This is a genomic window from Sporosarcina ureae (assembly GCF_002101375.1).
Lineage (GTDB): Bacteria > Bacillota > Bacilli > Bacillales_A > Planococcaceae > Sporosarcina > Sporosarcina ureae_B.
In genome coordinates this window covers 2497719-2521514 of record NZ_CP015207.1, presented here as the reverse complement: position 1 = coordinate 2521514, position 23796 = coordinate 2497719, and the positions used below count along the sequence as shown (strand labels likewise).

The 23796-nt window shown below is 37.1% G+C and carries 19 protein-coding genes and 1 pseudogene; 3 read left to right on the top strand and 17 right to left on the bottom strand.

What is annotated here, in order from left to right; genetic code table 11:
* Window positions 1-7: 7 nt before the first annotated feature.
* The 3 genes from SporoP8_RS12455 to SporoP8_RS12445 are packed head-to-tail and all read right to left on the bottom strand — an operon-like array spanning window position 8 to window position 2739.
* The gene (locus SporoP8_RS12455) at window positions 8-1144 is read right to left on the bottom strand and encodes an amidohydrolase family protein (RefSeq protein WP_085132799.1); all 1137 of its coding nucleotides are present in this window, start codon (window positions 1142-1144) and stop codon (window positions 8-10) included.
* Between the two features lie 14 nt (window positions 1145-1158).
* Complete coding sequence (locus tag SporoP8_RS12450; RefSeq protein WP_198166015.1) at window positions 1159-2403, bottom strand: NAD(P)/FAD-dependent oxidoreductase; 1245 nt, start codon at window positions 2401-2403, stop codon at window positions 1159-1161.
* Between the two features lie 18 nt (window positions 2404-2421).
* Window positions 2422-2739, bottom strand: coding sequence for a non-heme iron oxygenase ferredoxin subunit (locus SporoP8_RS12445; RefSeq protein WP_085132797.1), 318 nt, complete (start codon window positions 2737-2739; stop codon window positions 2422-2424).
* Between the two features lie 337 nt (window positions 2740-3076).
* Here SporoP8_RS12445 and SporoP8_RS12440 point away from each other — a divergent pair, with 337 nt between their 5' ends.
* The 3 genes from SporoP8_RS12440 to SporoP8_RS12430 all read left to right on the top strand — a co-directional run bounded on the left by SporoP8_RS12440 (window position 3077) and on the right by SporoP8_RS12430 (window position 5658).
* Entirely contained in the window at window positions 3077-4684 is a 1608-nt protein-coding gene (locus tag SporoP8_RS12440) for a BCCT family transporter (RefSeq protein WP_158233683.1), read from the top strand.
* 80 nt (window positions 4685-4764) lie between these two features.
* Window positions 4765-5151: a DUF2179 domain-containing protein gene (locus SporoP8_RS12435; protein ID WP_085132795.1), complete on the top strand. Its 387-nt coding sequence runs from the start codon at window positions 4765-4767 to the stop codon at window positions 5149-5151.
* A 231-nt stretch (window positions 5152-5382) separates the two neighbouring features.
* On the top strand, window positions 5383-5658 hold the full coding sequence (locus SporoP8_RS12430; RefSeq protein ID WP_157111262.1) for a YqhV family protein: 276 nt from the start codon (window positions 5383-5385) through the stop codon (window positions 5656-5658).
* A 660-nt stretch (window positions 5659-6318) separates the two neighbouring features.
* Here the strand turns inward: SporoP8_RS12430 and SporoP8_RS12420 are convergent.
* From SporoP8_RS12420 to SporoP8_RS12360, 14 genes and pseudogenes are all read right to left on the bottom strand, one after another.
* Window positions 6319-8043 (bottom strand): sulfatase family protein, encoded by a 1725-nt coding sequence (locus SporoP8_RS12420; protein ID WP_085132792.1) that lies wholly within the window; start codon window positions 8041-8043, stop codon window positions 6319-6321.
* A gap of 395 nt (window positions 8044-8438) precedes the next feature.
* Entirely contained in the window at window positions 8439-10331 is a 1893-nt protein-coding gene (locus SporoP8_RS12415) for a helix-turn-helix domain-containing protein (RefSeq protein ID WP_198166014.1), read from the bottom strand.
* Between the two features lie 240 nt (window positions 10332-10571).
* Window positions 10572-11216 (bottom strand): annotated as a pseudogene (locus SporoP8_RS16795) (IS5/IS1182 family transposase); the annotation flags it as partial.
* Between the two features lie 775 nt (window positions 11217-11991).
* Window positions 11992-13278, bottom strand: coding sequence for a TRAP transporter large permease (locus tag SporoP8_RS12410; RefSeq protein ID WP_085132790.1), 1287 nt, complete (start codon window positions 13276-13278; stop codon window positions 11992-11994).
* Between the two features lies 1 nt (window position 13279).
* Window positions 13280-13792, bottom strand: coding sequence for a TRAP transporter small permease (locus tag SporoP8_RS12405; protein WP_085132789.1), 513 nt, complete (start codon window positions 13790-13792; stop codon window positions 13280-13282).
* A gap of 762 nt (window positions 13793-14554) precedes the next feature.
* On the bottom strand, window positions 14555-14704 hold the full coding sequence (locus SporoP8_RS16935) for a hypothetical protein (protein ID WP_304442333.1): 150 nt from the start codon (window positions 14702-14704) through the stop codon (window positions 14555-14557).
* Between the two features lie 224 nt (window positions 14705-14928).
* Complete coding sequence (gene dctP, locus SporoP8_RS12395) at window positions 14929-15969, bottom strand: TRAP transporter substrate-binding protein (protein ID WP_085132787.1); 1041 nt, start codon at window positions 15967-15969, stop codon at window positions 14929-14931.
* A 183-nt stretch (window positions 15970-16152) separates the two neighbouring features.
* Window positions 16153-18255, bottom strand: a complete 2103-nt coding sequence (locus SporoP8_RS12390) for an acetate--CoA ligase family protein (RefSeq protein WP_085132786.1) — start codon at window positions 18253-18255, stop codon at window positions 16153-16155.
* A gap of 84 nt (window positions 18256-18339) precedes the next feature.
* Window positions 18340-19440, bottom strand: a complete 1101-nt coding sequence (locus SporoP8_RS12385) for a CaiB/BaiF CoA transferase family protein (RefSeq protein ID WP_158232323.1) — start codon at window positions 19438-19440, stop codon at window positions 18340-18342.
* 19 nt (window positions 19441-19459) lie between these two features.
* Window positions 19460-20611 carry an acyl-CoA dehydrogenase family protein gene (locus SporoP8_RS12380; protein WP_085132784.1) on the bottom strand — a complete coding sequence of 384 codons (1152 nt, stop codon included), beginning with the start codon at window positions 20609-20611 and terminating at the stop codon, window positions 19460-19462.
* A gap of 10 nt (window positions 20612-20621) precedes the next feature.
* Window positions 20622-21086, bottom strand: a complete 465-nt coding sequence (locus tag SporoP8_RS12375) for a MaoC/PaaZ C-terminal domain-containing protein (protein ID WP_232319153.1) — start codon at window positions 21084-21086, stop codon at window positions 20622-20624.
* A 16-nt stretch (window positions 21087-21102) separates the two neighbouring features.
* Entirely contained in the window at window positions 21103-22248 is a 1146-nt protein-coding gene (locus SporoP8_RS12370; protein WP_085132782.1) for a thiolase family protein, read from the bottom strand.
* Entirely contained in the window at window positions 22241-22699 is a 459-nt protein-coding gene (locus SporoP8_RS12365) for a Zn-ribbon domain-containing OB-fold protein (protein WP_085132781.1), read from the bottom strand. Before SporoP8_RS12365 ends, SporoP8_RS12370 begins: the two co-directional genes overlap by 8 nt.
* Window positions 22700-22717: 18 nt before the next feature.
* Window positions 22718-23461: an SDR family oxidoreductase gene (locus SporoP8_RS12360; RefSeq protein WP_085132780.1), complete on the bottom strand. Its 744-nt coding sequence runs from the start codon at window positions 23459-23461 to the stop codon at window positions 22718-22720.
* Between the last annotated feature and the right edge of the window lie 335 nt (window positions 23462-23796).

Genomic DNA, 23796 nt, shown 5'->3' with positions numbered 1-23796 from the left:
CCCTATGTTAGAATCTGTAAGTTTCCAAAGCATTCTTGTAGAAGATTTTATGCTTTAAATCGTCCGGGAAATGCGCGAAAATATCCATTGTATGTTCTCCATCCCAATGTGGGTAATCACTAGAGAACATGAGCATATCATCCGCATCGATCATCTCCACTAACGTCACCAAATCCTTCGGGTGGAAAGGTTCTTCGAATGGCTGAGTCGCCAGTCGAATGTTTCTTCTAATATATTCACTTGGCAGCATTTTCACCCAAGGAATCTCATCTCGCAAAGCCTTCCAGTTTTTATCTAGTCTCCACATTAAATGTGGCATCCAAGAGAAACCGTATTCCACGAAGACTACTTTCAGCTTCGGGAATCGTTCAAATACTCCTTCACAAATCAGACTGTTAATCTGTCGCATTGGCACAATTGACAATGATGAGTGCCATTCCATATAAGTAGATGCCGGTCCGATATATTGTGATGGAGAGTATTCGCCTGAACCTTCAGAGTCCGGATGCAGAACAATCGGCAGTCCATATGCTTCAGCAATCTCATAGATTGGCCAGAAATGACGCTTACCTAAAGGAATATTGATATTCTGCAAATTAATTCCGACAACTCCTGGCTTCTTCCCAATCCGTTCAATTTCTTTCACTGTCGCATCGGCATCAACAGTGGATACAACCATGTCGATTTTGAAACGATCATCTACATTCACCCACTTATCATACAGCCAGTCATTGCAGGCTGAACTATAGGCAGTAGTTACATCTACATTATGATAAGGTGCCATCGTACCGTGTCCAACGTTCAATATCCCGTACGTTGTCTCGAATTTATCGAATAAATCGGTTCCTACAAATGCAGGATCAGAACCGGGGACCCCACCAGACGGAGTTGTAGCATCCAAGCGCAACACATGATTAGGATTATGATAGCGTGTTTTTGGAAATTCGAAAGCGCCCGCTGTTTGCGAAGTCAAAAAGCTATTGCTAAACTTTCCGAAGTTCATCATCTTTTGCAACCATTCGTCAGAATATGGCACTAGCTCATCCAAAGACCCTAAAAAGCAGTGAACATCTACGTCAATTAATTGCGTTTTCTTATTTGACTCCATATCATTGACTTGTGTATTTCCTGTATTAATAACCATATCCGACACCCCTTTTATATAATTGTGGTAGCTTGCTTTATAATACTTTTTAATTTAACTTTCTCATCGCCCAGTTGATCAGCGCTAATAAATACAGCCTGGCTGATTAAACGACGTACAGGTAAAACGTTCGCCGGCTGATTCACAATCAACGCGCCCACCACTCGTTGATTCAATAAATAGAACATCGTAAATTGGTCTGTTTCTATCGTCCCTCTCATAACGGTTTCATCCCATTGAGTCGGGTGCCCTAGATATTGGATGGCCAGATCATGCTGATCAGACCAGAAATAAGGAATCGTTGTAAAGGGCTTTGAACCTGGCTGCAGCATATTCACCGCAGCGGTAGCTCCCTGATTCATGGCGTGATCCCAGTGTTCGATCCGGATGGCTTCCCCACTGACTGGATAAGTCCATCTAGCGCAATCCCCTGCCGCAAAAATATCCGGAACAGATGTCTCACAAAACTCATTTACGATGATTCCGTCATTAAAATCGAGTTTATCCTGTACTAGCAAACCATCAGTTGAAACTCCTATTCCTACCAACACAGCGTCACAATCTATTTTTCTACCCTCTTTTGTCTCTACAGCATGTATAGCTGAATCCCCCATAAATTGTGTAATATAATCATCCGTGAAAATTTCAATCCCCTTTTCTCGATGTTTTGAAGCGATATAATTGCCCATATCTTCACCGAGCACCCTAGATAAAGGCGTTTTTGCAGCTTCAAATACGGTTACTCTTTTCCCTATTGCCAGCATCGATGCTGCTACCTCCAGCCCTATAAAACCCGCACCGATAATAGCCAAATGATTAATAGAAGATAATTGATCTTGCAGTCGATTTGCATCCTTCTGTGTCTTCAGATAAAAGACGTTATCAAACTTTTGATCATCTAATGGTTGCAAGCGTCTCAGTTTAGAACCTGTCGTAATCAGTAATTTATCAAAACTGATTTTTTCTCCATCTTCAAGAATTACTGTTTTTTTATCAGGTTGCAATTCTGCTACAGCTTTACCTAATTTCATTTCTATTCGACTATCTTGATAGAATTCTTCGGGATGTAGCAAGATACCTTTATGATCTTTGGCACCCGTTAGATATTCTTTTGACAATGGGGGCCGATCATATGGAAGTTTTTCCTCCATATCTAGTAGAACTACTTTTCCCTCATAGTCATGATCTAGTAATGTTTTAGCTGCATTCACACCAGCAATGCCTGCGCCGAGAATAACGATGCGATTATTTGTACTCAAAATTTCCTCCTCCATTCATTAAAGTTTGATAAATATCTGATCATCCATCACTATGACTTCATATGTTTCTACCGGATCTTTAGCAGGCGGACCTTGCGGCTGCCCTGTCCGGACATCAAATTGAGAAAAATGAAGGGGACAAGTAACAAAACATCCTTCAAGCTCTCCATCAGATAATTCTACATGTGCATGACTGCAAATATTATTAATCGCATAATATTGACCATCTACCTGACAAATCATGATGTCTTCGTCATCAACTTCCACACTAATCATTTCTTCATCGTCAAATTCCGAAACCAGAGCAACAGGGATAAACTCTTCTAGTTGATTCATTGAAATCATCACCTTTAGTTTATTTGATCTAGTTCAATTAATGAACACGTTCATGAACTTGTTCAGATAATAGCATTATTCTATTTCTTTTACAATGGTTTTTTTGAAAGTAAAGTAAATATTTTTAAGATATTTACTTTTCTAACTAATTCACTTATAATATGTTCACTATACGAACTTGTTCATTTAAATTACAAGTTCTTTTATTGAGAAAGGGGATGCGTAAGTGGTTAATACTTAGATTCAATAGACTTTAAGACGTCAATAAGTTTTAACGTTGAAATATTGCATTAAGGCATTTTGGAAAGATTTACTACAATATTCGAGGAGGATGACTATGCAAAATAACAGTAAAAAAGACAATGTAATTTTTAAAGTTTCCATTTCAATCATTACAGTTTTTATCATTTTTGCTTTTTTCTTTAACAAAGCTCTTGGTAACTTCGCTTCGTCTGCTTTAGGTTTAGCTGTAGATTATTTCGGTTGGTTTTACTTGATTTCCGCTTTTCTGGTTATTGCGTTACTGGCATGGCTATGTATCTCTCCTTATGGCAGTATTCGCCTCGGAAAAGATACTGATCGTCCGACCTATAAAAACATGACGTGGTTTGCTATGCTATTTACTGCAGGAATGGCAATTGGTTTAGTATTTTTTGGACTGGCCGAACCGATCTACCACTATGTAAATCCTCCTTACGGTGAAGGTAATACAGCAGAGTCTGCGACAGTCGCCATGAAATACAGTTTTCTCCATTGGAGTCTACATCCATGGGCTATGTATGCTATTTTCGGCCTAGCATTAGCTTATTTCCAATATAGAAAAAACAGACCAGCATTGATCAGTTCAACTGTTATCGACCTTTACAAAGGTAAAAATGAAAGGGCTTTCAAATACACCGTAGAAATTTTCTGTATAGTTGCAACTGTATTTGGAGTTGCTGCATCTTATGGAGTCGGTACTTTGCAAATCGGAGCGGGCTTGGAACACGTGTTTAACATCCCCAATACCATGACAACTCAGTTTATCGTTATCGCCGTCATTTCGCTGATCTATATCACCGCTGCCGTCTCGGGGATTGAAAAAGGAATTAAGTTAGTGTCCAATCTTAATATTGCATTGGCCGCTTTCCTATTACTTTTCGTCTTCTTCTTTGGACCAACACTTCAGATTATACAAGTGTTCGTCAGCTCAATTGGCGCATATATGAGTGACTTCGTTTCTATGAGTTTAGGAATCCAACCATTCAAAGATAATAAATGGCTTGGTGAATACACGGTGTTCTATTTAGCATGGTGGGTTTCTTGGGCTCCTGCGGTCGGTATCTTTGTCGCACGTATTTCCCGTGGTCGGACGATCCGCGGTTTCATTGCCGGGGTTCTGCTTGCTCCGTCACTATTGGGCATGATCTGGTTCTCAGTTTTCGGTGGAACAGGCTTGCATTTCCTACATGACCTTGGCTATCAGGCATTAGCCGATCAAGTATTTGCAAATAATGCACTCAGTATGTTCGCCTTTTTGGAATACTTTCCATTAACTACGTTTATGAGTATTATCACTATTCTTTTGATTGCTCTATTCTTCATCACAAATGCCGAAGCAGTTACATTTGTACTAGCAATGATCAGTCAAAACGGAGAGCTACACCCTAGCAGAAAAGTAAAAGCGACTTGGGGCATCTACATGGCAATCGTTACAGGTCTTCTTTTATTAACAGGTGATTTGTCTACAATACAGACTTTGGCGATTATTACATCATTCCCGCTGACCATTTTAATGCTGTTTATGTGCTATGCGCTTATAAAAGAGTTATCAAAGGAAGAAATTCCAACTCGAATGACAGGAAACATTCCTTCTTTAGTAGAACAAAAAGAAGATAAAACATTAAGCGTTTCGATAGAACCACAGCAAATTCCTGTCACTCAAAATATCACAACTGATAAATAATAACATTTTTTATTACTACCAAAATAGTCTGCGAAGAAAATGTTGAACTTTCTCCGCAGACTATTTTGACTAAATGAAAGATGCTTAGAACACAAGCTACATTCCTTGGCGCTGTGGAATCATTAATCTATATCGGAACCATGGTGGAAGAAAAGCTCGCTATTGGCTATACAGCCATTCAAGTAAATATTCCTACATTAAACCAACCCCTCATCGACAAACTTCGGGAAGAAGGTTATGGCGTAACTGTATTCGAAGGCACCGGACGGGACAGTATCAGGTACAAACTTGAAATCTTGACGAAGCGAAATCAAGAAGAAGGATTATATGAAATGATTAGTGAATATCAGCCAAACGCATTTATTATCACCTATGAACCTAGAAAGTTTAAAGGCGGCTATTTGCTAAAAGCCATGAAGAGAAGGAAGAAAATGTCTAAAAAAGATCTTGCAATATTTCCAGATTAATCAGCTATGGCGGTAGTCACTCGCTTTTCTTCTGACTACCCCATTCTACTCACTCTCCTCACCCACTACTGAAGTAAAGACTTAATTGTGTGGAAACCCTGGACGTAGGCGATGATACCATTGCATATATTCCAGTCGAACATGGAATTACACGCGTAACTGTTGTATTTGAGGAGTTTAAATAATTCACGGATGTGCTGCATATAGTTAGTATAAATACAATCTGAGGACGTGGTGGCGATAATAGAAAGAGCGTTACTTTTCATTATCATCTTACGAGCTATTTCAGGAAGTATAGAACTTACAGCTGCCGCATTGATGTTTAAATTCAATGATTTGGAAAAGGCGTTTTATATTAACTCTTTACTGGCATTAGTAGGTCCATTTATATTAATCGTGACGACAGGAATCGCTTTGCATGGTCTTACTGAAAAAGTATCTTTAGTACGAATGGTTTGTCTCTTCTCAGGAATTTTCCTCATTCTTTTTAGTTTAAAGTCCAAGTAATTTTTTCATTCCATACATATTTGAAAACAGAAAAAGCCTAACAATAAATTGTCGGGCTCTTTCTGTTTTCTACAGTAGATTCTTCAATTTCTTCGACATAAATGACCAGGAAAACCATGACAGTCAAATTGTGCAGGAATTCGGCACTCACCCTCTACTCTAAAACAACTTTCATATCTTCTATAATCACCTTCATCTCATCACCAGACATACCATTATACTTTCCCACAACTTCCCCATTAGAATTCACTAAAAAGAAGAGAATACTATGAACAAATTCATTATTAGGGCCGCCACTTTCTAAAATGTATTTTAAGGAAGGATAGAAAGGCTCTCTACTCTCATTAAAATCATAGCCTTTACAAAGTGCCAGTTGTCTGTAGCAATCCAATACTCTTCAGCAAATTCTCTCAAGACTTCCCGGGGCGATAGTAAATGAAACGAATGGTTCATGATCTAAAGTAGTATATTCAGTATCCTCTAATTGTCCAGACATATTTTCTTCAATTGCATGCTTTGTTAATACTCAGAGACTGCGTATTGACTCTATTGGTAAGTCTCACCATGGTTATCGAAATTGTTTCCAAATTGTGTGGGGACCTGGTACTGTATCGTGTCACCGCAGAATAGTGTCTGAATTGTGTGAGGACCTGGTACCCCCTACAACCGTTTCTCACAACGTTGATCCACCAACAACTGTTCCAATCTGCAACGAACCCCTTCCAATTCCTCCGAAGCATGTATAGGATCAGCCAAGTTCTTCGTCTCTAGCGGATCTTCGGCCAGGTTGTAGATTTCAAATTGATCACAAACCGGCTCTGTTTTGACGACCTCCACCCAGCACCCATCTTCCTCAACCAGTGTGGTATCACTAACTCCGGGTTCCGACCAAAATTGAGGGTTGTCGAAGTATCGGGCAAATTTCCAAATTTCATGCTCCTTGTTGCAGCCTGTTTGAAATGAGGCAATGACCGCTTCAATAGAGCTTGGTTGGACGACTTGTTCGTAAGCACGCCCGGTAATCGGATTGGTTTGGTGAAGTCCTTTGAAGACATTATCTTCTGTCATGAAATACAGCGGTTCATTTGCTCTGAAGAAATAGTCACGGCCATAAAAGAGTGGGGTTAGATTCCTTCCGACGAGAGGCTGTGCTTCTGTGTGGTCGCGGGATAGTTTCCGTTGTATAGCCGCGGCATCAATTCCGACTAATCCTAAAAGAGTAGGTAGAATATCCACATGACTCGTTAGCATGTCTGTAGTCTCTGCTTTATCGAAAAGTTTTGGGCTATGGATGATAAGAGGAACATGAATGGATTCTTCGTACATCGTATACCATTTCTGATACAGACCGCCATGTGCACCTAGTTGCTCACCATGGTCCGAAGTAAACACGATGATCGTATTGTCCAAAAAACTAGACTGCTGAAGAGCGGTTAGGACATTGAGGAGTTCCTGATCCACTTCTTTTTGTAGACTGTAATAAAGCTGGCGGTAAAAATTATTATCATGTATCGGCTGAAGCCCTTTTGGATATGTGACCCGATAACTTTCCTGTACAGACGGTTTCGACTGCAGCGATTCGTGAACAGTTGGGGCGGGTGGGATGTAAGGAAGTGTGGGATCCACTTCAAAATTAAAGTTGGGAGAAATCGCAGAAAACAGGCCATACAATGCGATGTCATGTGGATTGACGAATGAACATTGAATAAACCAAGGCGTATCCTTCTTATCACACGTTCTATCTTGATCTAATTGTTTAATCAGTTTCACGGTATCCGCTGCATACACTTCATCGCGTCCACTCGTTCCGGTACCTGCAGATGAAGCGGAATTTCTCGGATCCGCACCATGGGGATCTGGGCCAATCCACTCAGAAAAACCGTATTCATGCAGACGGTCTGCTTTTCGATACATCCTTTCATCCCGTTTATTAGGCACTCCTGTATTTTGATCATAACTGGGCAATGAATTTTTTGTTCCTGGAATGAGAATATCAGGTTCCGACGCATGCCATTTCCCTTTCCAAAACGTTTTGTAGCCAGCAGCTCGGAAATAGTCCCCCATGGTGGGAACAGTATTCGGATCCAGCCAGAATAAATCCGCGTCGAAAGAACCTTTTGCCGCACCCGGCGTTTGCGTAACCCCATGTAACGAAGGATAGTGCCCTGTATATAATGACGTCCGGCTAGGAGAGCAAGCCGTACTCGCTGCATAATGATTCAAAAAGGAAAGTCCATTTTTTCGTAATAATTCTTGCGCTACTAAATTCTTTCTTCTCCACTTTTGTATCGCCTTCGTTTCATACACAGGCGGAAACCGATCCTGGTCCACCATTAAAAACAGAATGTTCGGTTGGTACTCGCCGTAATGGAATTCGCTCGTCATACATCATTCCCCTTCCTATTTTCAGCAATGCTTTTATAGGTTATGTCAGGAATAGGAATGATGGTGAATGAATTCTTCGTATAGATTGAAATTTGATTATGTACGATGTATGGCTTGTGATGTAATGAATTATAGATGCGGTTGAAAATGCGTGTATACTTCCATATAACAATGGATTAGCTGAAGAAAGCATAAATAAGTTAAAAACTATCAAACGGATCATGTATGACAGAAATAGTTTTTAACTTCTACGGAATAGATTATTATTACTTGAATCAAGTAAATTCAACTAGCAATGGAAAGAACCTTTTTGACGCTTACAATTGTGAAATCGATTCGATTACCTACTTAAGATAAAACTTGTTATTTGAGTAGCGGTTGTCACGATCAGTTAGTTAGTTACTGACTAACTTATGTATAATTAAAGCTATCCTCAAATTCAGTTTCGTTTGAGCATCATTTAAGTCTAATTCAAGAATTTCTTCAATCCGCTTAATTCTATTTCTTAATGTATTGTAGTGTACAAATAAAACTTTAGCAGATGATTGGATAACCGATTCATTTTCTAAATATACTTTCAACGTATTTATCAAATCGGTATTGCTTTCTAAATCATACTGAATCAATTTATTTAAATATTTCTCCTTAAATCTACTAATTCTTTCTACGTGGTCTGCTTGAAGTAGCATGCCAACGATGCCTAAATCATCGAAATGTATTTCCTTTTGGGTAGTATCAAAATGTAAACCAAATTCACAAGCTTTTTTAGCTTCCCAGTAACCGTTCACGTAATCATTAGGTGTAATTACAATGTTACTAATCCCAATCGTTACTGGATAATCAGGATATAAGGAATCATGCAATTCCAATAATTTTCCCGACAATTTTTCTGCATCTTCTTCGCGTGATATTACGACCAACTTATTATTGTGAATCATATTAAATTCTACGGAAGCAATGTCCATCCTATTTCTTATTTTTTCTATAACTAAATCTGTCATCTCGTGTGATTGTTTGTTCAGTCTAAGTACAAGAATTTTATGAGGCTCTTCAAAATTAAACGCCAAGAACCTCCCTTTTCTACATAAATTCTCCTCAGACTCCAGTCCCAATAACAGTTCATAAAGATAGTCTCTCTTTAAACTAAGTTCCATTTCTGTGATAGACTTTTCCTGGTTTATTTTAAGCGCAATAACATTTTTAAATTGTTCAATTGCTAATATGTCTAAATCATCCCGATCATCAAAAACTCTAGGGATAATTAAAAAGCCGACATTTTTATTCTTTAATACTATTGGAAAGATTGTTAAAACCTTACCATTTCGTAATCTCTGAGATTTTCTTTGTAATCTATCAAACGACATGGATAAAATTAGTTGAGTGATTTCCATTTGGAATTTCAGGATATATTGATATGTAGGATAAGGGTTAGTGCTGTCTGTCTTATAGATCGTATTCCCATTTTCATCAACTAATAATATTGGAGAATTAATAATCTTTTCTAATCGTTGCACCGTGTTAGCATAGCCTTCATCCAAAGTGGCATATAAGACCTGTTGATTCAAATTTGAAATTTGTAATTCTTTTGTATATAACCTTGAGTTTTCCATAACAATTGCCAAATGTTGGCAATACTGAGATAACATTTTAATATGCGCTTTAGTTGAACGATAAGGGACTTTACGTGATAAAACTAACACTCCAGTGCATCGATCATTTAATAGAATTGGGGAGTATATGCTAGATTGTATTCCTTCATTTTCAGCTATATACTTTGAGAATACGTCTAATTCTATTGGGGATTCATTGAATTTATCAATAATATAAATTTCTTTATCATCTATTGTTTTTTCAAATACAGAGTTACGAATGTCTAATCTATAACCTATATAATTTTGGGCAGACGCGCCTGCCACAGCTTTAATAATATAATTATGAGGCTTTTTTTCATCAACTAAGAATAAAAAAATAATATGAGCTTTTGAGACATCTTTTAATCTTTTTGCACTTATATTTAATACTTCCTCGAGCTTTTTTAACGAAGAAATTTCAAGGTTTATTTGCTGGATCAGTTCTAAAGTACTTGATGTAAAGCTTAAATTGTGTTCTCTTTGTTTTAGGTTTTCAATATCCTGAAAACTTGTGTATACATCCGAAAAAAGATCTTCTCCTAAAATTGGTTTTACATCCGAATAGAAATTATTCCAATTTTCTTTATAGTAAGGTTTTTTCGCTAGAGATGAAAGCATTAAAATAGTTTCACTTAAGATAGATTGATTATTCTCCATGTTAGACATAACATCCTCCCTCCGAAAAACTTAATATTTATTATTATTATTTTTATAAATCGAATCTTTTGTAGGAGCTGACTAATCATTTCAAACAAATAAAAAGTGTTTTCACGAAAAATATACGCAGTTTTCATAAGCACATCAAGAATACCATACAAATGAATCAATTTCATAATTGCTCTTTTTAAAAATACAGAAAAGGACAGAATTTACGAGTTGTATTTCAAAAAACAGAAATCATACAGCTTGAAGCAATTGTAACCTTGCGTTCATTTTATCATCCGCGCGTTAGATGCGTTGTACATTAGAACTAATAAGTCGAAATGAACATTTGCGCGTTTTCCTATGCGGTATTGTACATTGTTTAATTGGATTTTTTTCAAATAAACGTTGACGCGTTCTTCGGCGGTCTGGCGTTTGAAGAGCTCTTTCCATGCCTGAGAACCGCGGGCTAATGCCGAATATCTCCGCAGATCTGTGTTGTTTTTGACCTTTTACATTTTCTGAAAGATCCCTTCTATTGAGAGTGGGCACATCTCACACTCTTGAGGTCGCGTTTATTTCAGCGTTTCATATTTGGTGTCGTAGCTGTCGTATCGGTACGTTTGCTAATGGAAACAAGTCGGTGCGAAATGCTAATCAGAGCCAACAGGGTCGGGTTCATTGCGCCTATTGTAATTGATGTTGGACCGGTGTCCCATGCGATGCACCTTCTCGAAAATCGCTTCGAAATCGTAGCCGGCATCTAGTGTATGATAGGTCAGATGAGAAAGCCGAAGCCGTTCTTCAATTCTCTTTATCCACGTAATAGCGGCTTTTCCATCATTCAAGTTCCCGGAAAAAAAATAGAGACTGCAGGATATATTGGGTTGATGCGCCTACATTCCTTCGTTCGATCTAGTCATAAGGCGGTAAGCGTCAAAAAGTAAACACATATTAATAGAAGTACATTCGTCAGATACTCCTCCTATAGAACACGTTTTGGGAGGTATCTATTTGAAAAGGATAGAGAAAGAAGCATACTAGTCTGCTAAAGTCGATGAATATCAAAACAGCGAACTAGCACTTTCTAAATGGTATGAAAAGGCAAAGGTCGCCGTCCATAATATAAAGTATTGGCTACGTAAGCAGTCATCAGTTAATCATGTCGCACATCAGGAGACTAGTTGGGTTACCTGTGTAATCGAAGATTCGATTTCGTTATGACATTTCAATATAATATAGAAAGACAAAAGTATTAATTTTGCAGGCTCCCCATCATATAAACAGGACTCAATGACAATAAAACCCATTATATATAAAATAATGAGTTTTATAGCAGATTAGGGGGTGCAAGTGCCCTGTAACACTATTAGAATATTTTACTCTCCACTGCTATTCCTATCGATAATTTTTCAGAGCGAATCAGGTGAGGTTAGACGTCCAGCCGTTCTATAGTTTACGATTCTTAGAATGAGTTGCTTTCTCGTTATTTCGCTTATCCGGCTTAGGCTTGCTTTCCTATTCACACAAGCTGTTATATTCGCTACTTCTCATTTTTTGAAACATGTTAGTATGACTGATATTAATGGAAATTCGCCATATACCCAATACCGATACTTCTTCTACAATAAAAGATTATTATAGTAGGACTTCCAAATCCCTCAAATCACCGATTTTATATACCTTTTATCGTAGATGGAAGCCAAGTCACTAAATTAGGGAATATAACGATTATTGTTAAAGTAATTAGCGCTATTAATACCATATAAACAGAACCTCTAAATACATTATTAATTGGTTCTTTCGAGATGGAGCTTACAACAAAAGCATTCACTCCCAAAGGTGGTGTAACTAGGCCAATTTCAACCATCATAATGACTAAAATCCCAAACCAGATTGGATCATAGCCTAATTCTATTATTACTGGAAAAGTTAGCGGTAATGTCAATAATAGAATTGCAATTGCATCCATAAAGAATCCCAATATTAAATAGACAAATAAAACGAGTATTAATATTCCAATATTCGGAACATCCATTGTTGTTAAGAAGGTGATAAAACTTAGAGCCATGCCTGTAATTGTTAAATAATAACCAAAAACCATAGCTCCTATTATAATCGAGAATATCATTGTAGTCGTTCTTATTGTGCTAATTAAACTTTCATAAAAATCCTTCAAGCTTAGCCTTTTTGTTAAAAAACCTAAAAGTGCGGAGGCACCTGCACCGAGTGCGGCAGATTCTGTAGCCGTCGCAAATCCACTATAGATTGAGCCAATCACAACGAGCAGTATTATAATAACTGCCCATAAATATTTTAACGAATATATTTTTTCCTTCCAGCTAAATGAGAAACCTACCGGGGCCCACGCTGGATTTGTTTTCGCTCTAAGATATATACCTAGAGAAAGCAATAGTGTTAGCAAAACCCCTGGAATAATCCCGGCAATTAACAACTTTCCAATAGAAGTTTCCGTTTGAATACCATAGATAATCAGTCCAATACTTGGTGGAATTAATCCCGCAATCGTACCACCAAACGCTATGATACCTGTCGACATAATACGGTTGTATCCATGTCTGTCCATTTCAGGTATTGCGATTCGAGACATTGCAGCCGCAGTTGCCGTAGTAGATCCTGACATTGTCCCCATCAATGCACAAGTTAAAATCGAACTGATTCCGAGTCCGCCCGGAAAATGTCCTACCCATTTGTTGGAAGAGTCATATAAATCTTTTGCAAATCCTGATCTTGATAAAAATTCAGCCATTAAAATGAATAGCGGAATTGTACTCAATGTAAAGTTAGCAACGGCTCTGTATGGGGTAGTTGTTAATACACTAAATCCTGAGTCAATGTCTATAAGAAACAAACCAATCGCACCAGCTGTTAAAAGTGCAAATGCGACTGGCATGCCTAGCAACATGAAAAGAATTAAAAGAAAAAGACCAACAATCTCCATATCACCCCTCCTTTACTCTTCCAAAAGTTAAACTAAATATAGTAAGCATTAACCGAATGACAAATAAAAATGAGCCAATCACAACAATTAAATATGCTGGTGCAATTGGTATACTTAAGGCTCCTATAGTCATTTGATTTAAACTTAGTGCGGTTGTCATTTGCTTATATGCTTTTAATCCGATAACGATAAAGAAAAATGCGACTACTAACTGAAGAATAATTTCATTTATATTTTTAAACCTGCCTCTAAAGTTTTTACTTAATAAATCAACCCTTATATGTTCCCCCGCTCTAAATGAATCGCTAATCCCAAAAAACACAATAGCGACCATAAAAAACCCTTCAACTACTTCTAGTACACCTAAAATCGGATGATTGAAGAAGTGTCTTAATATCGTATCGGCAATAATGACAGTCATCATCGTTAATAATATGAAAGCCGCAAAGAACATTGAAAATCTTTCTAAAAGTGTTACAGTTTTCTCAAAAAAACTAATTTTATTTTTCATCATACATGCAACTCCTTTTCGAAAACGATAAAAATTTATTACTTCTTTTCATCCTCAATGTTTTTGATCATTGACACAATAATTTTTCTACTAAATTAGTTGGTTTCATAATTCATACACTTCATCTTGAAGACGTATGTAAAATCATTCAAAGGTGTACCTTTTATTTTGTTATTATCCCTGTTGGTTATAGTGGAAAGCGTTCGTTTGGAGAAAAAATCAATATTAATTGGATGATATAGATTTAAAGGCAACTATAAAATCGACTAAAATATAAAAAGTGAGTAATTTATTTTTCACCTATATTGCAATATTAAGTTAGCCACTTAGATAAATTTTATTGTATTTATGGATGGTAATGTTTTCCAGAACCCTTTTAAAAAGGTTTTGATATGGGTCTTATTTCAGAGTTGCTACGCCAGTTCGGCTAACTCTTCATTAGAAAGAACGGCTGGCTGTTGGTAGTCCAGAATCTTCCTGGGGTAAGTTATTTAGCGTCTGATAAATACGTTGGATGGATTCAGCAGAATAATCTGAACCCCCCTTAGGAATTTACCGTCTAATAAGGCCATTGTGACGCTCGTTTGATCCTCTTTCACAAGGGAAGTATGGACGACAAATTTGGTGGACACCATCGGCTTGTCTATCCAGTCGGATTGATTATCGGCAAACCCTACTAAGGCATCGGGAGACCAATCGTGATCTGTGATCTGTTCACAGGCAAAATCAATAAACTCTCCGGTATTCAGTAGCTTACTTTTAGCATCACAGTTGAGCCGTTTTCGTTCGTAACAGTCTGTCCAGTTTCAGCGAAGTAGGCTGTATAGGATGTGCGGCCCTCTTCAGTTGTGTTGTCGCACCACGCTTCAACTCAGTAGCATTCGTTTGGTGGGCACGTCCTAAGCGTCTTCCAATGTCTCGGTTAGAAAGTTCAGTATTATGCAGGGCAGCAATTTGACTTCACTCAAAAAAGCTAAGTGTTTATTTTTATGGTATTCTCAGTGTGTGCCATTATAAGACTTCCTCTCATTGTTTGTTTCGCAACTTCAATGATACACGAAATTTTATAATGGCACTTTTTTGAATTTAGAAGGCTAACTTGATTCTACAATTGGCCCTCACTTTTTTCTGGGATTTCCTTAATATTTATTTAAAAACTCTTTAAACAGATCTAACGTTTCTTGTGAAGATATAGATTCATTTTCTTGAATCCATTTTTCCTGAACTTCTTCGTTAACATGTGCAAATTCTTCTTTGTCGATTTCTATGAACTCTACAATCCCTTCTTCTGATAACCCTGTTATTATTTCTTCATCATTTTCTATCGAAACAGTTATAAATTCCTCCAAAACTTCATCTGTTGCTTGTTGCATTTTCTTCTGCAAGTCTTCAGGAATCGAGTCCCACTTCTCTTTATCCATTAAATAAAAAACTAAAGTTGTTCCTCCGCCTGCACCTAATGTCGCATAGTTTAGGACTTCATCAAGCTTATAGGAGGTGATACTTGCTGTAGCCGATAAAGTCGAATCAATTGTCCCTCTTTCCAATGCTTCATATTGCTCAGCTGTTGAAATTGTAACTGGCGTTGCCCCTAATGCTTCTATTTGAAGATTTGCTGAACCGCCTTGAGATCTAACTTTCATACCTTTTAAATCTTCAATTTGACTGATTGGCTTTTTCACACTCCAGAACTCATAAGTGCTCGTCGTATATCCAAAAATAGGCACAACATTATTTTTCAGAAAGTCATGATTTAATACTGGGTCACTATTTATCAGTTCAAAAGATGCTAAGCTTCCTTGCCTAATATTATCTACTAAACCAGGTAGCGAAGCTACACTAGACAGTGGCATTTTCCCCGAAACATAAGCTTGCGGAACATTAACAATATCCGCTGCTCCTGTATTTACCAAATCCAGTGAGTCACTCGCTTTCCCTAATTGTTCACCGGGATAATACTCAATTTCCACTTTGCCTTCCGTTAGTTCTTCTACTCTATCTATCCACACTTGTTGCGCATTGACAGATGAAAAATGATTCTTTGGCATATAGTCAGCGAATCTTAGTTTAATAACATCTTGATTATCAGAACTTTTTTCCTCATCGGTATTCCCACAAGCAGATACAATTGATATGACTGATACAGCAATTAATATGTTAATTAATATTCTTTTCATCATTTTCCCTCCTATATCATTGTTTGTATAACAAACCTTGTATTAATCAACACTAGCACTAGATCTCAATATGAAGTTATAAAATAAACTGAAAATCTGGCTAGAATTGGAGAACGAACCGACCTTAGCTTATACGGGAAACTATTTATTCTGAATACTTTTTGCGTTTTTTTACAACAATAAGAATTAATCCAAGATAACTAATGCATCTAACGCAACGACACCTTTTTCTTTTACAATCAATGGGTTGATGTCTAGCTCATTAATTTCTGGTGTTGTGATACCTAGTACAGATAAATCACTAATTGCTTTCGCCAATGCATCGACATCTAACTTCGGACTATTTCTATACCCGTTTAATAAAGGAGTGGACGCTAATTCATTTACCAAGCTTTTCGCATATTGTTCAGAAATCGGACAGATTCCAATTGCAATATCCTTTAAAATTTCTGCATTTACTCCGCCCATTCCTATTAAGATAGACTGACCATATTGAGGATCGGATTTTAATCCTAATATCATTTCCTGCCCACCTTTAACCATTTCAGCTATTAGTACACCATCGATATGAGCGTTTGGCGCCAATCTAGTCACGTTCTCCATTAATTCATCATAGGCTAAACTTAAAGCTTTTTCATTTTCAATATTAAGCTGAATCCCTTTTACTTCCGTTTTATGTTTAATTTGCTCAGAAACAATCTTCATAGCTACAGGAAAACCTATACTTTCTGCAGCGTTTATCGCAGCTCCTTTACTTACTGCTAATACTTCATTTGGAACTTCAATCCCCACTTTTCCAATAAATTTTTTACTATCATATTCGTTCAGTACTCTTTTTTTAACTATTATATCTTTTCTCCTCTGCGCTTCCTTTTGATTAGGATTAAAATCAACTTCTACATGACTACTTACAAAGTTTCCATAGTTTGAGAAGTGAGTTAAGGCAGTCACCGTATTTCTTATACTTCTGAAAGGAACTAGTCCCCCTTTTTCTAAAATGTCATATCCCCCATCTTCTCTACTACTCATCCAAATTGGGATAATCACTTTATCCGTTTTCTTCTGTAAATTAACAAGTGATTCAGCAAGTATTTTAGTGGAATTTCCATAGTCTGCGTTAATTGGCTCAATGACAATATCAATATTATCATCTTCCAATATTGGGATCATACTATCTTCATGGATTCTTTCATCTACTAAAAATGATGCGGTTAAATCTACTGGGTTATTATAAGAAGCAAACGGTGGTAAGACTTCTTCTAATTTTTTTATGGTCGATGTATTAAATGAGGGTAGGTCTAATCCATTTAAACCACAGAAGTCTGCCAACAAGGAACCACTTCCTCCAGATCCCGTTACTATTGCTAAACCTACATCTTCTTTTATTGTACATCTAACAAATAGTTGTGATGTTTCTATAAGCTCATCAATATCGTTGACTCTTATGACTCCGAATTGTTTACATAAAGCATCAAAAACTTGATCTGAACCCGCCAATGAACCTGTATGGGACAGCGCTGCTTTTCTGCCGAGTTCACTTCTCCCTACCTTTAAAATTACAATTGGTTTACGTTTTTTAAGTGCTAGTTTCGCTACTTCTTTAAATTTCTCTCCATCTTTAATCCCCTCTGCAACGGCAGCAATTACTTTAATCTTAGGGTCATGAATCATATAGTAAATGCAATCTGATAAATCTAGGTCAATTTCATTTCCTGGCGAAAAGAAGTAACCAAAGCCAATCCCTCTTTTCTGTCCTTGTAATGCAGTTCTCCCTAACCCACCGCCTTGTGTAACTAATCCAATACTCCCGCCTAACGTATCATTTACATATCCCGGAGAGAATGTCATTCCTAATCTTCTATTTAAATCGGTTAACCCCGGACAATTTGGTCCATAAACTCTAATATTCGTATTTTTAATAACAGCTTGTAATTCATTTTGTAACTTTTGACCTTCCTCCCCTACTTCATTAAAACCAGAACTCATAATTAATGCAAAGGGAATCGTATGGTCTGCGCACTCTTGGACAATTCTTGGAACAGCATTAGCCCTAACTAAAATAATTGCTACATCGATTTGAACACCTTTAATTTCACTAATGCTTTTATAACATCTACGATTAAATAACTCATCATATCGATCGTTAACTAAGTAGACATTTTCCTTAGAGAAATTTGATTGTTTCACTATATTTTCATATGTGTTTTTCCCGTGAGAACCATCCCTACTCGAAACACCAATAATTGCTATATTTGTCGGCTGAACGAGTCTTGTTAAATCTGTAAACATATTCCTTAGCTCCTTTCTTTCATGTGAAATTGAGTGTAAGCGCTTTTAAAAAATCATATACGTTCCCCCCATTGCAACGGGAGTTTATAGCGGGTTTTTAATGAGGGAATTATGCTCTCCTACTGTTGGAACATCCGAGTTACTTCTCACTTCGAAACTTGTAAATTTCACAGGATGCGTAATAATAAGGTTATCACTATTTTCGTCCTTTTTTATAATGCCTCTATATGCCAAATGTGGGTCCTCTAATAATTCTTCGATAAAATTAACAGGAGCGCACGGTATATCCTCTATTATCATTAATTCCAACCATTCTGAACGGTTCTTTAATAGAAACTTCTTATTCAAAATAGCATTTATTTCATCTGCATGTTCCATTCGATTATGCCAACCTTCGAACTTCTTATTCGACTTCAACTTTTCTACATTTAAAACGTCACATAATTTATGCCAAAAGTGTTCTTCAACACAGCCGATTGCAATATATTTATTATCTTTCGTTTTATAGGCACCATAAGCTCCTCTCCCCATAAAATTTTGTTTGGAAGGATTGTTACGATTAACGTACTCATTAATTCTAGGTGCCATTAGAGAGAGTGCACAATCTGTCATTGAGACATCTATATAAGTACCTTCATTTGTTTTCTCTCTCAATAATAAAGCAGCCAAAACAGAATTAACCGCATACATAGCAGAACCTAAATCAGCAACTTGTATACCACCTGCTGCCTCTGGTTTTCCTTTTGGATCTCCACTAATACTAAGAATACCTGATACAGCTAAATAATTTATATCGTGACCTGGCAGATTTCTATACGGTCCTTCTTGTCCATAGCCCGAAATAGAACAATAAATGATGCGCGGATTTATTGTCTTCACTTTATCTTTTAGAAAACCCAATCTCTCCATTACGCCCGGTCTAAAACCTTCGATCATTACGTCACTTTCTTCTATTAGTGCAGAAAGCTTCTTTTTGTCTTCATTATTTTTAAGGTCAAGTGTAATACTTTTTTTACCTCTGTTAATTGCTTCAAATAACCCTGCTACTTCTCTTGCTCCATCCCCTATCCCCGGTCTCTCTACTTTTATAACTTCTGCACCTAGCTCTGCAAAGATCATTGTTGAAAAAGGTCCTGGAAGTAAATTAGTTAAATCCAAAACCTTGATTCCTTCAAGTGGTAGCAATTCAAATCCCTCCTTCCTTTTAAGTAAAAGCAGAAATCCCTAAAAGCTCTCTTCCAATAATAAGTTTCTGTATTTCATTAGTTCCTTCAGCAATCGTGAAATATCGTATATCTCTATAATATCTCTCTACTGGAAACTCTTTTGTATAACCATATCCTCCGTGAATTTGTAAAGCATCTTCTGCGACTTTTAAGACATTTTCTGTAGAGAAGTATTTTGCCATCGAACATTCTACCTTACATTCTTTCCCTTCATCTAATAGATGACTAGCTTGTAAACCGAGCAAACGCATTGCATTTGTTAAAGTGACCATATTACTAATTTTTTCTTGTATTAGTTGAAAACCACCGATTGGCTTGCCGAATTGCACTCTTTCTTTTGCATAAGTAATTGAAGCATCTAGACTCGCTTGTGCAATACCCGTTGAAATAAAAGCAACCATCGCTCTAGCACTATTCAAAAATTTAAGTCCTTGTCTTAAGCCGTCTCCTACTTCCCCTAGTAAATTTTCTTTTGGAATTTCACAGTTATCAAATGTTAATTCTGCAAAAGGACAACTCAATGTTCCCATTTTCTCTATTTTACTTGCATAATAACTCGATTCACTTTTCTCTACTATAAAGGAAGCTATTCCTTTATTTCCTTTGTCTTTATCTGTTTGGGCAATAACAATTCCAACTTCTCCCTCTATTCCATTTGTAATAAACATTTTCGATCCATTTAATACCCACTTATCTCCTTTGAGCACTGCCCGTGTTTGTATACTGGACGCATCTGATCCTACATTTGGTTCAGTCAATGCAAAGAAACCGAGCTTTTCTCCCTTTAATAATGGCGGTATAAACTTTTTCTTTTGTTCTTCCGATCCATATTCATAAATATGCGTTAAGACAGAATTAGTAATTCCAACTGTTGCCCTCAACGATGGCCAAACTCTTGACAACTCTTCTATCATAATAAAATAAGTTGTATGATTTAAACCATAGCCTCCGCTACTCTCTGGTAACAAACCGCCTAAGAATCCAAATGGTACAAGTTTCTGTACAATATCCGTTGTAACGGGTTTTCCTTCATGCTCGTATTCATTAACCATTGGACTAATTTCCTTATCCAAAAACTTTTTAACAGTATTTTTAATCATTAACTGTTCTTCATTTAATGTTATACTCATTTTATTCCTCCTATCTTTGATAAGCTTCAATTAACATCGGCGTAGTCCCCTCTTGTAGAAGGTCACCGTTTTGATTGATTACTTTCCTCTTAAAAAATACGATTCCCTTTCCGCCCTGACTTGTCTCTCTTTTATCGGCAATTTCAATTTCCAAGCGAATTGTGTCATTAATTTTAATCGGTGAGATAAACTTCCAAGAATCAATTCCTAATAATGCTAATAACGTTGGACTCATTCTTCCGTTTAAATCTGTTCTTGTAAAGAGTCCTGAAGCTATGACCATACCTAACATGCCATGGGCTATTCTTTGTCCAAATATGGAGTCTCTCGCATACTCTTCATCTGTATGTAAAGCATTATAATCTCCTGAAAGACCTGCAAAATTTACAATATCCGCCTCAGTAACCGTTCTGGATGGTGAAAAATAAACATCCCCAACTTGAAAGTCTTCATAAAACAAAGTGTCTTCTCTCACATCAATACCCCGTTTTCTATTTTTTTAGAATGGTTATCGTACTATTTGGTCCCGCTCCCATCGCATGTGTTAATCCCATTCTGGGATTATCTACTTGCCTTTCTCCCGCATAACCTCTTAGCTGCTGCACAACTTCATAGATTTGAGCTAGACCTGTTGCTCCTAATGGATGTCCTCTTGAAAGTAAGCCTCCATCCGTATTGACAGGTAATTTCCCGTCTAAATCAAAATAACCTTCTCTAAGCAATTGTGGAGCTAACCCTCGCTCACAAAATCCTAACTTTTCAATATCCCATAACTCTCCTGGACTCATACTGTCATAAGCTTGTACAATATCCATATCCCCTGGACCATACCCGCTTGTCTCATAAGCCTTTCTCGCGGACAGTTCAACTAACCCTTCTTCTGGAGAATATTTAACACTTGGAACAATCCCAGATTGATAAATTGCTTCTCCGTAAACACCTGATGTTAAGACAGAACACACTACTTCTATCCCTTTTCTTTTATTTTTCAGCCTGTTTTTATTTACTAAAACAGATGCAGTAGCTCCATCAGCTAAAGGACAGCAATTTAGTAATCTTAAAGGCGTGGCAATGATTCTAGAGTTCAAAACCTCTTCAATTGTCACTGTTTTTTGAAACCGTGCGTTTGGATTTAGCGATCCATTTTTACGATTCTTCACACTTACCAATGCGAAATCTTCTTCAGTCGCGCCATATTCTTTCATATATTCAATCGTTTCTAATGAATAATTTGCAGGTTGGACATTAAAACCCATTTCTAGTTGCCATTTCGGGAAAGCTGTGCTCGGTATCGGTCCACGTGGCATTTTTTCATAGCCAAATGCCAACGCAACATCGTACTCACCTGATTTCACAGATTGATAAGCGAGTTGAAAAGCGGTAGCCCCACTAGAACAAGCATTTTCTACATTAATAATGGGAACTCCATTAAAACCAAGCTCTTGGACTACACGATGTCCTGAACCTGTTCCTTGATAAACACTTCCACAATAAATAGCTTGAACTTCATCCCATCCTAATTCGGAATCTCGAATCGCTTCAATAATCGCCTGAGCGCCTAATTCGTATGATTCAATATTTTGAGATACACCCCACTTTGTTGTGCCGATCCCAGCAACCCAAACTTCTTCACTCAATAGTTTTCCCCCCTCTTTCTAATTCCCCGTCAAATATCGGAGAGAATTTATAAGTTAAAACAGATGTACCTTCTTCTTCGTATAATGGTTCGATGATTAATTTAGCGTTTTGACCAATCTTCATATTTTCCCATTCCGCATCTTGAAACAAAGCAAGAATATTAATCCCTTCTGGCAGTGTTACTACTCCATAACAATATGGAACTTTCCCCTTATAAAACTCTCCTGTTGGTCTTTCATTAATTATCGTAAAAGCTTTAATTACCCCTTCTTTACTAAGCTCCACTTCCGTTAAAGCGCTTTCATAACAATTGGGACAGAAGTTGTTTTTCTTTTCAGGAAACAATAACTCCCCGCAATTTCCACATCTACTCCCGATTAATAGTGGACCATTTGCTGTATCTCTCCACATTCCATCTTTTACTGCAATCGTTTCATCTGAATCGAACATAATAATTCTCCTCCTTGATTAGCCAAACCTACCACCTGTTACATGTAACAAGTCTCCTGTGACATATGAAGCATCGTCGGACGCAAGAAATAATACCGCATTCGCAACATCTTCGGGTAAACCAACCCGCTGAAGAGGTGTATCCTTTTTCTGTAATTCTTTGATTTTTTCATATTTCGGATGATTTCGTAATGCTGCTGTTTCAATCAACCCCGGTGCAACCGCATTTACATTTATATTATTTCTACCTAACTCTTTTGCGAGTGACTTTGTTAAACCAACAATACCTGCTTTAGCCGATGAATAGTTTGCTTGGCCAGGATTTCCTAAATGAGCACGTGAAGAAATGTTTACAATCTTCCCGTATTTTTGTTCCATCATCGAGAGTGAAGCGTACTTTGAAAACAAAAATGTACCTTTCAAACATACGTCAATAACTTCGTCCCAACTCTCTTCTTTCATATCGTGGATTTTCGCATCTTTTAAGATCCCTGCATTATTTACTAAAATATCGATCTTATCAAATTGAAGAATTGCCTTATTTACAACATTCTGCACATCCTTTGCATTAGATACATCCCCAACAATCGACGTTACCTCGCCACCTAACTCTCTCAATTCTTCTACTGATGATTTGCATGTAGCCTCGTCAATATCGGTAACAACCACTTTTGCTCCTTCTAAAACGAGCTTTTTTGCAATCATCTTCCCTATTCCACTTCCTGATCCTGTGACGATTGCAACTTTATTTTTGAAACGCATATTATTATTCCTCCTATATAATTTTCGTGTTATTGTGAATATTTACCCTATTTAAACTTTAATGTATTTGTATTAAAGTTTATATGGCAAAAAAGCATATAATATTGATTTCTTTATGTGAACTATCCACAATGACCAAAATATTAATTGGCTATTTTTTCGTTAACTCTATGGATTTAAGGAGGCTTTTGTCCCTAACTTAAAAGAAGGACTTAAAGGAATTCGTTCTAAAAAGCATTGCAGAGGGAATTGGAGCTCACATCTATTAGCTATTCATAAATTAGTCGTCGATTAATCGATTTAAATACAGCTGATTTAGCTGATTCACTTGGTCG